General features: G+C 68.7%; 11 protein-coding genes and 2 pseudogenes. 11 read left to right on the forward strand and 2 right to left on the reverse strand.

What is annotated here, in order from left to right; genetic code table 11:
• Positions 1-89: 89 nt before the first annotated feature.
• Positions 90-686, reverse strand: a complete 597-nt coding sequence (locus ABZ904_RS48710; protein WP_359402574.1) for a TetR family transcriptional regulator — start codon at positions 684-686, stop codon at positions 90-92.
• Between the two features lie 141 nt (positions 687-827).
• On the opposite strand from ABZ904_RS48710, the gene ABZ904_RS48715 reads away from it, so the two are divergent.
• The 4 genes and pseudogenes from ABZ904_RS48715 to ABZ904_RS48730 form a co-directional block, all read left to right on the forward strand.
• Complete coding sequence (locus ABZ904_RS48715; RefSeq protein ID WP_361830599.1) at positions 828-2297, forward strand: MFS transporter; 1470 nt, start codon at positions 828-830, stop codon at positions 2295-2297.
• 92 nt (positions 2298-2389) lie between these two features.
• Positions 2390-3400 carry an LLM class flavin-dependent oxidoreductase gene (locus ABZ904_RS48720; RefSeq protein WP_361830601.1) on the forward strand — a complete coding sequence of 337 codons (1011 nt, stop codon included), beginning with the start codon at positions 2390-2392 and terminating at the stop codon, positions 3398-3400.
• A gap of 884 nt (positions 3401-4284) precedes the next feature.
• Positions 4285-4566, forward strand: a complete 282-nt coding sequence (locus tag ABZ904_RS48725; protein ID WP_361830609.1) for an IclR family transcriptional regulator C-terminal domain-containing protein — start codon at positions 4285-4287, stop codon at positions 4564-4566.
• A 2-nt stretch (positions 4567-4568) separates the two neighbouring features.
• Positions 4569-4751, forward strand: a pseudogene (locus tag ABZ904_RS48730) (aconitase family protein); the annotation flags it as partial.
• 134 nt (positions 4752-4885) lie between these two features.
• Here the strand turns inward: ABZ904_RS48730 and ABZ904_RS48735 are convergent.
• Complete coding sequence (locus ABZ904_RS48735; RefSeq protein WP_361830603.1) at positions 4886-5830, reverse strand: amidohydrolase family protein; 945 nt, start codon at positions 5828-5830, stop codon at positions 4886-4888.
• 58 nt (positions 5831-5888) lie between these two features.
• Between ABZ904_RS48735 and ABZ904_RS48740 the strand changes: the two genes are divergently transcribed.
• The 7 genes and pseudogenes from ABZ904_RS48740 (at position 5889) to ABZ904_RS48770 (ending at position 11849) form a co-directional block, all read left to right on the forward strand.
• On the forward strand, positions 5889-6419 hold the full coding sequence (locus tag ABZ904_RS48740; protein WP_359402562.1) for a MarR family transcriptional regulator: 531 nt from the start codon (positions 5889-5891) through the stop codon (positions 6417-6419).
• 539 nt (positions 6420-6958) lie between these two features.
• Positions 6959-7807 carry an oxidoreductase gene (locus ABZ904_RS48745; protein WP_361000486.1) on the forward strand — a complete coding sequence of 283 codons (849 nt, stop codon included), beginning with the start codon at positions 6959-6961 and terminating at the stop codon, positions 7805-7807.
• A complete protein-coding gene (locus ABZ904_RS48750) occupies positions 7807-8421 on the forward strand; it encodes a TetR/AcrR family transcriptional regulator (protein ID WP_361830605.1) in 615 nt (204 codons plus the stop codon). Before ABZ904_RS48745 ends, ABZ904_RS48750 begins: the two co-directional genes overlap by 1 nt.
• Positions 8422-8871: 450 nt before the next feature.
• Positions 8872-10098, forward strand: a pseudogene (locus ABZ904_RS48755) (transposase).
• Between the two features lie 207 nt (positions 10099-10305).
• Positions 10306-10515, forward strand: a complete 210-nt coding sequence (locus ABZ904_RS48760) for a hypothetical protein (protein ID WP_361830607.1) — start codon at positions 10306-10308, stop codon at positions 10513-10515.
• 300 nt (positions 10516-10815) lie between these two features.
• Positions 10816-11100: a hypothetical protein gene (locus tag ABZ904_RS48765; protein WP_361006436.1), complete on the forward strand. Its 285-nt coding sequence runs from the start codon at positions 10816-10818 to the stop codon at positions 11098-11100.
• A gap of 356 nt (positions 11101-11456) precedes the next feature.
• The gene (locus ABZ904_RS48770) at positions 11457-11849 is read left to right on the forward strand and encodes an ester cyclase (RefSeq protein ID WP_359412456.1); all 393 of its coding nucleotides are present in this window, start codon (positions 11457-11459) and stop codon (positions 11847-11849) included.
• The last annotated feature ends 60 nt before the right edge of the window (positions 11850-11909 follow it).

The raw sequence follows: 11909 nt of genomic DNA on the forward strand, positions 1-11909 counted from the left end.
GTCGCTCAACACCAACTCGGACTTCGGCCGCCCTGACTTCGCCACCCCACCAATCTACAACATAGAAAATGAATTTCAGGCGCGGGACACTAGGCGGGTGCCGACACGGTGGTGGCCGCGTCGAGCAGTGCTTCGGCCGCGATTCTGGCGTAGCTCGTGCACCGGGCGTCGTTGAGGACCATCGCCCGGCTCGAGGCGCCGTCGGAAAGGATGGCGAGTTGTTCGCCAAGGATGTCGGCGTTGACGGCCCCGGCTTCTCGTGCCAGTTCGGCGAGGCGCTGCGCGAGACGCGCCTTCCGTTCGCTCGCGTACCCATGGACAGGGCTGCTGGGGTCAGGGAACTCGGCGGCGGCGTCGATGAAGGGACAGCCCCGGATCGGGCCGCTCACCTCGACGGGGGCGGAGAACAGTGCGAGCAGTCGGTCCCGCGGTGAGAGGTCCTGGCGTTCGAGGATGCTTTCGAGAGTCAGCCCGGCTTCTTCGAGGTGCCTGAGGTAGCCCACGACGAGGTCGTCCTTGGTCGGGAAATGGCTGTACAGGGTTCGCTTGGACACGGGCGCTGCCGCCGCGACCTGCTCCATGCCAGTGGGGTTGATCCCCTGTCTCTCGAACAGCGTCGCCGCCGCCGTAAGGATGCGCTCGCGTGCCGCCCTGCCCCGGCGACGGACCTCCGGCTCCTGAATCATGCCGTAAGTATACGCGCGCGCCCACTTAGCCGACTGAGGCGTGCTACGCTCCCGAGGTAAACGTTCCCGTTTACTTATGCTCGGTGTGGTCGACGCCACGCCTTTCGAGCACCCACCACAGACCGCGTGAAAAGAGGAGCCATGCCTGACGGCCTTCCGCCCGACCAGACCCTCGTCCATTCCCCTCCAGGGCAGGACACAACCTCCGCGGCCCCCTCTGGTGCACCGGGACCGAGCGTTGGCAGGCCTGGGCTCGTCCTGGCGCTGCTGGCGACGGCGACCTTCCTTGCCTCGCTCGACCTGCTGATCGTCAACGTCGCCCTCGACCCGATCGGGCGTGGGATCGGCACACGCGACCTGTCGGACCTGAGCTGGATCCTGAACGCATACGCCATCGTCTTCGCTGCGTTGCTGGTCCCCGCGGGCCGACTGGCAGACCGCTACGGGCGCAAGGGCGCCTTCATCCTCGGCCTCGGCTTGTTCGCCGCCGCCAGCCTGGGTGCGGCGCTGTCGGGGAATCTATGGCTCCTCGTTGTGTTCCGCGTCATCCAGGCCGCCGGGGCGGCGGTGCTCACCCCCGCCAGCCTTGGCTTGGTCCTTGCGACGGCCCCGCCTGCGAAGGTGCACAAGTACGTTCAGATCTGGGCGGCCAGCGGGTCGCTCGCCGCCGCGGCCGGCCCCGCGGCCGGAGGTCTGCTGGCGAACGCGGCCTGGCAGTGGATCTTCCTCATCAACATCCCCCTCTGCGTGGCCGCCATCGCCATGGCGATCCCCCTGATCCCCAACGTCCGCCACGACCTTGCCACCCGCATCCCTGACCTGCTCGGCGGATTGCTGATCATCCTCGCCGTCGGAGCCCTCGCCGTCGGGCTGGTGAAGGCCCCGGATTGGGGCTGGGGTGCGGCGTCCACGCTCGGCAGCCTGATCCTGGCCGCCGTGTCGCTCATGGCGTTCGTCGTCCGCTCGTCCCGCGCGCACGTGCCGATTGTGGAACTCAGCATCTTCCGGAACGTGGTGTTCTCCTCGGCGAATGCGGCAGTCGTCCTGTTCTACGCCTCGTTCACACTCCAACTGCTGGGCGTCATCCAGTGGCTGGAGCAGCAGGGCGACTGGTCGGTGGTCAAGACGGGGTTCGCGGTGGCACCCGGACCGGGCATGGTGTTCGTTGCCTCCCTGCTGGCCGCGCGACTTGCCCACCGGCTGCCCGTCGGAACCATCGCCGCAGTCGGCGCCCTGCTCTCGGGTGCCGGCATCGCCCTGATCACCGTCTCCACCGGCGGGCACGCCATCCATTACGCCTCCGGTATCCTCCCCGGCTGGCTCATCGGAGGCTTCGGAATGGGTCTGGCGCTGCCCACCATGTTCTCCTCCGCGACCCGCGACCTTCCCCCGCACCAAGCAGCCACCGGCAGCGCCGTGGTCAACATGGGCAGCCAGATCGGCTCGGTCCTCGGTGTGAGCCTTCTCGTCATCTTCCTCGCTCTGCCCAACTCCGACCCGCACCACGGCTACGCCATCTCCTGGTGGACCGCCACCGCGCTCGCCCTCGCCAGCGCAATCGCCGCCCTCGGCCTCAACGCACGCCGGCACGCACAGACGGCCGGCGCTTAAGCGACCCGGCGCCCTCACTGTCCACCCACCAAACACACGGCGAGGGCGCCGGTCCTCTGCAACCCCGACCAAAACAACCACGGGACACCACGATGAAGACTCTCGGTTCCCTTTCCTTCGGCCACTACCAGCCCGTACCGGGCTCACACACCCGCACCGCCCGCGACGCGTTGACTCAGACCATCGAGCTGGCGATCGCCGCCGAGGAGATCGGGATCGGCATGGCGGGCGTGCGCGTACACCATTTCGCCCGCCAAGCGTCCACCCCCTTTCCCTTGCTCGCCGCCATCGCCGCACGCACACACCGGATCGAGATCGGCACGGCCGTCATCGACATGCGCTACGAGAGCCCTTACGCCATGGCCGAGCAAGCCGCGGCGGCCGACCTCATCAGCGGCGGACGACTGCAACTGGGACTCAGCCGCGGATCACAGGAGGTGGCGCTCCGCGGATACGAGGCATTCGGGCACGTCCCCGCAGAGGGGACGAGCGACGCCGACATGGCGCGCAATTACACCACCCAGTTCCGCCTCGCCATCGCCGGACACCCCGTCGCATCGACCGACCCGGCCGCAGGGCCTTCCATCGGACTTCCAGTTGAACCCCACTCGCCGGGCCTCGCCGAACGCATCTGGTGGGGCTCCTCGACGCGGGCAAGCGCCGTCTGGACTGCCGAGCAGGGCATGAACCTCATGAGCAGCACACTGCTGTCCGAGGACACCGGAACGCCCTTCGACGAACTCCAGCGCGAGCAGATCGACATCTACCGCGAGACATGGCACTCGGCGGGCCACAAACACACCCCGCGCGTGTCCGTCAGCCGCAGTGTTCTGCCCATCACCAGTGACGAGGACCGCCTGTACTTCGGGGACGGCCGCACAGCGAACAACCGCGACCAGGTCGGAATCCTCAACGGAGCGATATCCCGGTTCGGCCGCAGCTACATCGGCCCGCCAGACGTCATCGCGAAGGAACTCGCCGCCGACGCGGCCGTCGCCGCCGCGGACACCCTCCTCCTGACCATCCCGAACCAACTCGGCGTCGACTACAACACGCGCATCCTCCAGACGATCGCCGACCACATCGCCCCGCACCTGCCGTAGAGAATGAGCGCACGCCGGCGTCACCACGCCCCATCGGCCGGCTCTGGCCGGCGGTAGGCGAACAGGAACCGCGTTCGTTCCATGACCGACTGCGCGACGGCAGCTCCCGGAGGAGCCAGGCGGCCGTGTGCGAAGCCACCAGTGACTTGGCTGCGATGCCGCTCTGTACTCCGAATCCTGCCGGCTGAACGTGGTGACAGCGCCTGAACCCGGTGGCAGCCATGAGAGACCGTCGCCTATCTGGTGAGGGGAAGACTCCAGGGACGTCATGGCACCGTCCAGCAACACACTGCGCAAGCACCTGAAAGTCAGTCAAAGCAAGCGCTTCTGCGTCTCATCGGGCCGATGCGCGGGCGGAAGTGCGGCTGGAGACGTCGACCGGCCCTGCCGCGCACCGTTTACCCAAAAGGACACAACGCCAGAGCGCGCATCACATGCCGCACTGCGATCACGGCCGGTGCCCTCCTCCTGATCCGCATCATCGAGACACTGCCGGCGCGACCTGGCCGCCGTCCGCCGCGAGCTCGACCGAGTCCACCTCGGCACCTTCACCGGCCCCACCGGCCTGTTCCGGCAAGTCACCACCCTCACCAAGCCCCAGACCGACCTTCTGGCCAAGCTGGGCGTCCCCGCACCGAAGCAGATCATCGCCCTCGAACCCGCACCCCGCTGACCAGCACGACCACCAGCGCCCAGGAACCAGGCCAGGGCTTTACGTGGTCTTGATCCGCCACCGGCGGCGCCGAAGGAGGTGGTCGTGCCCGGCATAGCCGCGGAAGGAGCGATCCGGATGACCGATCACGTGCAGGTCTCGACCGCCTTCCCGACCCGGGACGGTCCTTGTCGACACAGCTGACCAGGCACCGGGCGAGTCGCGGATCGCGCTGGACCAGCAGCTCGAGTTCGTGCGGTCGAACGGTTGGCTGCTGACCGAGGAGGAGCGCGAGGCCGGCCTCAACTCGCTGGCTGCGCCCGCCTTCGACGCGAGCGGCACGGTCGTGGCAGCCATCGTGGTCGGCAGCCCCTCGTTCCTGCTCGACGGGGCGGTGGCCGAGAGGTTCGGTCCGATGGTGGCCGACGCCGCCCACGCCCTGTCGCGCCGCCTCGGCTACGACGGTGCCGCGGCCGGGCGGGCGCCGGGCCGCGCGAGCGGGGAAACGGCGTAGCGATGGCCACTCTGCTGGACAAGATCTGGGATGTCCACGCGGTGCACCGGGGCGCCGGGGGCACCGATCTGCTCTACGTCGACTTCCACCTGATCCACGAAGGCTCGATCCCGCAGGCGTTCGAGGGCCTGCGCCTCGCCGGTCGCATGGCCCGCCGGCCCGGCCTCACGCTCGCGACAGAGGACTTCACGCGCCTGTCCTGACACGGGCGGGTGCACCGAACGTCGCTCCGGCCCGTGCGCCGCCACGATGCCCCGCACCGTCGGTGCGGGGCATCGTGGCACTGCGCTGATGTGGAGCGTGCGCGAGGACGGGGCGATTAGCGGGCGAGGCGGGGGAAGAGTGCCTCGGTGTTGCCGCGGTCGATGGCTTCGGCCTGGCCCGTGGTGAAGTCGGGGTAGGTCTCCAGGAAGTGGTTGTAGTAGGTGCCGGCCTCCTGCGGGGCGAAGGGCCAGTCGCTGCCGTAGAGGACGTGGCCGGGTTCGGCGAAGGCGAGCAGGGCCGGCAGGGCGGAGGGGCTCGCGGACAGGGCGGTGTCGAAGTAGAACCGCTTCAGGTCGCGCAGAATGTCGTCCGCCTTGCGGTCCCGGTCCACGACGGTGGAGGTCAGGCCGGAGAAGCGGTAGGCGGCATACGGCAGGAAGCCGCCGCCGTGGGAGAGGATCACCCGCACGTCGCGGTACCGGTCCATGACGCCGTTCAGCACCATGTTCAGGGCGGTGCGGGTGGTGTCGAAGACGTAGTCCGCGAGCGGGGCGGGGGTGCCGGGCAGCAGTGTCATCGGCGGCTGCGCGGGGTGGACGAAGACGTTCGCGGCGCGGCGGTCCAGCTCGGCCCACAGGGGCTCGAAGTCCGGGTCGCCGAGGTACTTGCCGTGGGCGTTGGACATCAGGACCACGCCGTCGGCCCCGAGGACGTCGAGGGCATGGACGGCCTCGGCGACGGCAGCGTCGACGTCGGGCAGGGGGATGCTGGCGAAGTGACCGAACCGGTCCGGATTGTCCTTGACGACCTCGGCGCCGTGCTCATTGACGGCGCGGGCCAGATCGCGGGCGGCCGCGTCGTCGCCGAGGTGGACGCCGGGCGAGGTGACGGACATGACGCCGGTGGCGATGCCCTGCTGGTCCATCATCGCGATCGCGCTCTGCGGGCTCCAGGCGGGGATGGCCCAGCCGCCGGAGTTCAGGCCGCGCGCGGCCAGAGTGTCGGCCCAGACCGGCGGGACGATGTGCTGGTGGACATCGATGCGTGCGGGGAAATCCACGACTCCAAGCCTCCTAAAGTTTAGCTTGCTAACGAAGTCTCTTAGTAAGCTAACAGCCATGCGAGAGTCGAGCAAGCACGAAGAGAACGACCTCCAGGACTCAGCCGGAGACGAGGCGGGTGTGCCGGAGCTGGCCCAGGCCGCCGACCGGCTGTTCTATGCCATGCGCCGCTCTCGGGCGGCCACCATGGGCCGCTCCGGGGCAGGGCTCTCCATGGCGCAGCTCACCCTGCTGGAGCCCCTCGCCGCGGACGCTCGGAGCGAGGGCCTGCCGGTCGGCAGGCTCGCCGTCACCGCCGAGGTCAGCGTCCCCACCGCCACCCGCATGCTCAAGCAGCTCGAAGCGGTGGGCGTGGTCACGCGGCAGCGCTCCCCGCACGACGAGCGTCAGGTCCTCATCCGCCTCACCGAGGACGGCGCCGACCGGCTCGCGTCGATGCGGGCGGAACTGCGGGCGCGCCAGTCCAAGGCGCTGTCGCACTTCACCCCTCAGGAACGCCGCGAACTCGCCGCGCAGCTCGAGCGCCTCGCCGGCGTCATCGGCGACACCGTCCCCCGGCCCGCCGAAGGGGAGGCCGCGCAGCACTGACGCAGCCCGATGCCCAACCGCCCCGTGCCGAGACGACGGATGACGGCTGGGGCCAGTCGGCCCGTCAGCAGGGCGAGTGGGTCGGTGTCGGCCTCGAATGCCCGAGCGGCGAGCACCCGGCGCGGAGTGCGGCGATCCGTCCCAACTGTTGCCCGCCCGGCAGCAGATGGCCTTCACGCCCGGCTTCCACATCACCCTCGTGTCGTTCCGAGTCGCCCAATACCCGGGTCCATTGGGTGCCCGCCGTGCCTGTCGTCATTCGTTCGACGACAGGCGAGTGGCAGCTTGCCGGTGGTCAAGCCCCGCATCTTCTCTCAGGCCTCGCTGGGTGCCCCTGGTGATCGGGGTGCGGTTCTGGTCGACGGCCTGGCTGCTGGGCCTTCACGGCGCCGATCCGGGCGATGCGCGGCACGCGGATGACCTTCAGGACTCCATCCCGTGCACTACCAGAATCGACGTGGTAACGATAAAAATCGACACCATGTAGACTTTTGCTGAAGGAGCGGCCCGGCTCCTCGCGAGACCTCTCTGGAGGAGCAGTGCAGCAGCAGAAGTGGCTCATCACCGGCGTCAGCACGGGCCTTGGACGTGCCTTCGCCCAAGCCGCCCTGACCGCCGGGCACACCGTCGTCGGCACGGTCCGGTCCGAGGAGGACCTGCGGGCCTTCGAAGGGCTCAAGCCCGGGGACGCGCACGGCCGCATCCTGGATGTGACCGACGACGCCGCCGTCTCGAGTGTCATCACGGAGGTGGAGCAGAGCGTCGGCCCCCTGGATGTCGTTGTCGCCAACGCGGGCTACGGCCTGGAGGGCACCTTCGAGGAAACCCCGCTGGCCGATGTGCGACGGCAGTTCGAAGTCAACGTGTTCGGTGCAGTGGCCACCCTGCAGGCGGCGCTGCCCCACATGCGCCGGCGCCGCCGCGGACACCTGATGGCCGTCACCTCCATGGGCGGGCTCATGGCCGTGCCCGGCATGTCCGCCTACTGCGGCAGCAAGTTCGCCCTGGAAGGCATCCTCGAGGCACTGGGCAAGGAAGTCGCGCAGTTCGGAATCCACGTGACGGCGATCGAGCCCGGGTCCTTCCGCACCGACTGGGCCGGACGGTCCATGACACGTGCCGCGCGGACCGTCGACGACTACGACGAGTTGTTCACCCCCATCCGCGAAGCGCGGCAGAAGGCCAGCGGGAACCAGCTGGGCAATCCGGCCAAGGCCGGCGACGCCCTCGTGCACATCACCTCGGTCGAGCAGCCGCCGGCCCACCTCGTCCTGGGCTCGGACGCGCTGCGACTGGTCACCGCCGCCCGCACGGCCGTGGACGAGGACATCCGCGCATGGGACGCGCTCTCCCGTACCACCGACTTCGCCGAGGGCGCTCAGCTCTGATGCCCGGCCACCACCCCGCGCGGAGCCGACGCACCACCGAACGCAAGGGTGATGTCCGGGAGCGGGCCATCCTCGACACCTGCGAAGCTCTGCTAGCGCAACAGGGCTATGACGCCATGACCGTTGGCGACATCGCGCAGGGCGCCGGCATCACACGTGGCGCTCTCTACTTCTACTTCGGCTCCAAGCAAGAAGTGGTCACGGCGCTCGTGGCCCGGACCGTCGAGCACGTGTGGGAGCGGTCCCGGGCCACCGCGCAGACCGACGAGCCACGCCAGGCCATCGCAGCAGCCATGCAGCGCACGGTCGAGCTGTGGAACGAACACGGCCTGGTCATGCGCACAGCGATCGACCTGTCGGTGACCGTGCCGGAGATCGGCGAACTGTGGAACCACACGGCTGACCTGTTCATCACAGCCATCACCGCCGTCCTGGAACGCGCCGGCACCCAGGCCGGCACCGAACCAGAACAGGCCACAGCGATGGCACGCGCCCTGTGCTGGATGATCGAGCGGACCTTCTACCACGCTTCACAGGAATCCCGCGAGAAGCTCCAAGAGGCGTCGGCGACCTGCGAACACATCTGGCTGACCAGCGCCGGTCTGATCACCTGAGGTATCCGCCATGGACGCAGTAAGGCGCGGAACCATGAAGTTCGGGTCGGGCCTTGCCCCGTGAAGTGGACACCTATTCGTGTCGTTATGCGGCGAGGGTACTGGTGACCAGATGCTGTTCGTAGGCGATCGGAGCCCAGCTCCTCACCCCAGGGCCGCCGCCGGTCTGCCCTGGTGGCGCGCGTCCCGGGCACGGCGTCCCGGGCCGTCAGGTCCAGGTCGAGGCGTCTGCTCATGTCCAGCTCGAACCGGCCGCCGTCGGTTCGTTCACTGGGTTTCTCCGAGGATGCCTCGGCCTTCAGGCCGGGGAGGAATCGTTCTCCTGCGGAGCAGGGCGGGGAATGGGCAATCGCTGCCAGGGTGATTGGCCGTCCAGCACGGGAGGGGGTGAGCAGGCCCGCTTTGATCAAGAGCTCTCAACTGTCAGTCCTCCCGGATAGATTCGGGTTCATGGCGACGGACGCGACGACGGATGGGGGTGCCGGGCATGCCCGGTACACGTATCGTCTTCGCGTGTCCGCCGGCGCGCGGGCTGCGCTCGAAGCGGAGTGGGACCGGTGCCGTTGGATCTGGAACGAGTGCGTGGCCAAGTCCAAGGCCGTGTACCTGCACAACAAGGTGCGTTCCGAGGACAAGCTGACGTGTGGTCCAGCGCGGCTCGACAAGATGCTGACCCAGGCGCGTCGGGTGACGCCGTGGCTCGCGCAGGGCGCGAGTGTGCCGCAGCAGCAGGTCATACGCGACTTCGCGACATCGCGGGCGAAGGCGCTGGGGGACATCAAGGCCCGGCTGCCGATGCGGCAGCGTGCGGGGATGCCCCGCTGGAAGAAGAAGCGGGAGGCCGACTTGTCGTTGAACTACACCCGGCGTGGGTTTTGTCTCAAGGACGGGCGCCTGCACCTGGCGGGTGGGATCGTGCTGACGGTGGTGTGGTCGCGCCGGCTGCCCAAGGCGCCGTCCTCGGTGCGCGTGTACCGCGACAGTGTCGGCCGTTGGTGTGCGTCCTTCGTGACCGTCACCACCACTGAGCACCTGCCGAAGACCGGCCGCATGATCGGGATCGACTGGGGCGTCAAGGAGAGTGCGACCACCACGAGCGACGATTACGACCTTCCCCACGCCCAGCACGGGAAGAAGGCCTAGGCGAAGCTCTCGCGCTATGACCGGATGATGGCCCGACGCCGACCGGCCAAGGGGCAGGCCGCCTCGAAGGGCTACCGCGAGGCGAAGAAGCTGCGCGCGAAGGCGTACGCCAAGGTCGCCGGGCAGCGTCAGGACACCGGCCGCAAGTGGGCCAAGTCCGTGGTCTGCGACCATGACCGGATCGCGGTGGAAGACTTCCGCCCGAGGTTCCTCGCGAAGACCACCATGGCCAAGAAGGCGGCCGACGCCGCGATCTCGGCAACCAAGCGCGCCCTGATCGAGATGGGCCGCAAGCATGGGCGGGATGTGCGCCTGGTGCATCCCGCGCACACCACGATGGAGTGCGCAGACTGCGGAGCGAGAACCAAGCACGCGCTGCCTCTCTCGGTACGAACGTATACCTGCACGCGATGCGGAGCCGTGCGCCCTCGGGACAAGAATTCCGCGTTCGTGATGCTGGTCCGGGCGGGTTGGTGCCCGGCAGGTGCTGAGGGCGTAAGACCTTCCGGGCCGCTGGCCCGGAAGGCTGCCTGAGCCTGGAATCCCCCCACACGCCCGAAGGCGCCCCGCAAGGGGCGTCCGGCCGCAAGGCTGGACGGGAATCCCCCCGCCTTCAGGCGGGGGAGCCTTCAAATCCTGGTACGAGCACTCCAGTCACCGCGGCTGCGCCTTCCTCAACGCGGCCGCCGAATCCGCCGCGGACGATGCAGTGACCGCTGCCGTACGGGCCGAGAAGCAGTGTTGCTGGACGTGCTGCATGGCCTGTGCGAGGAAGCCAAGTGCGACGCACCGGGCGAACTCGCCTCGCAACTGCTGCTGCTGATCGACGGAGTCTCCGCACGGGTCCTCGTACACGGACCCGGCCAGGCAAGCGAAGCCATGGCAGCTGCCGCGCACGCCGCAGCGGCACTCCTCACGGCTGCCCCCCCCCGGCGCCATGACCAGTCTTGAGGACCGCCCAGGGCAGCGATCGATGCGGCTCGTATTGGGCCTGGCCCTGTACGGGATGAGCCTCGCCATGCTGGTGAAAGCCGACTTCGGCGCCGATCCGTGGACGGTGTTCACCCAGGGTCTCTCGCGGGTCACCGGGTTCTCCCTGGGCCAGACCACCATCATCATTTCACTGGCACTCCTGGCCCTGTGGGGCCCACTGCGCCAGCGCCCCGGCGTGGCACGGCCGCGAACGCGTTGCTGGTGGGCCGGTTTCTGGATCTGGGAATCGCCTGGATCCCCACACCGGACTCTTGGGGCGTGCGCGTGCTGTTCCTGGCGATGTCCGTGGTCGGCGTCGCCGTCGCCACGGCACTGTATGTCGGGGTCGGGTGCGGGCCCGGACCGCGCGACGGGCTGATGACAGGGCTGACGCGACGCGGGGTGCCACTCATCGCCGCCCGGGCGGGAATCGAGGTGACGGTGCTCATCGTCGGCTGGCTGCTGGGCGGCAACGTGGGCCTGGCCACCGTGGTCTTCGCTGCAGGCATCGGGCCACTGGTCGGCTGCGCCCTGCCAAGACTGACTCTGCCCACTGAGGGGTGACCGGCGGCGGCCGGCGGCGACCGACTCGAGGAGTGGATCGCCTACGCCGAGCAGGACACTGGCCCCACTGGCGTCCTTCGCCCGCAACCTCCGATGCGACTTTGACACCGTCCGCAACGGCCTGGCCCTGACGCCCAGTTCCGGCGCATAGAACACGGGGAGAAAACGACCTCTCATGAATCGAGGCCAGGTCCACACGGCGCGACGAGCCTGGCCCTCCCAGTCCCCCGGCTCGAGAGGACTCTGGGCCGCCATCATCGCCGTTCCTAATGTCAGTGGTGAGTCGAGCGGGGCACCAGTCCCCGCCGCTTTCCATCGGCCCCCTCGTGGGACCGACGACCCAAAAGGAGAAGCTGATGACCGACCCGGCCCTCAAGGAGTGGTACCTGCGCTACGTGGCGGCGCTCAACGCCCACGAGCTCGGCGGCTTGGACGAGTTCATCGCCGACGACGTCGTGCTGAACGGCGACCCGGGCACCCGCGATGACGTCATCGCGGTCCTGACGCACGAAATCGACGCCGTTCCGGACCTCCACTGGGAGGTCAAGGAGCTGCTGTTCGACCGGGACCGGATCGCCGTGCGCGCGACCAACACCGGCACCCCGGTGAAGGAGTGGCTCGGCGTTCCTCCCTCCGGCGCCTCCTTCGAGATCGTCGAATACGCTATCTACAGGGTCAGCGACGGCCGGTTCGTACAGATGACGTCGCTGCACGACTCGGCCGACATGCTGCGGCAGTTGGCCGCCTGACCACGGCAGCCACCGGCGCGGCGCCCTGGGATCTCCCAGCCGGGCGCGAGAGGCACATCG

The sequence above is a fragment of the Streptomyces sp. NPDC046900 genome, from assembly GCF_040644975.1.
Taxonomy (GTDB): Bacteria; Actinomycetota; Actinomycetes; order Streptomycetales; family Streptomycetaceae; genus Streptomyces.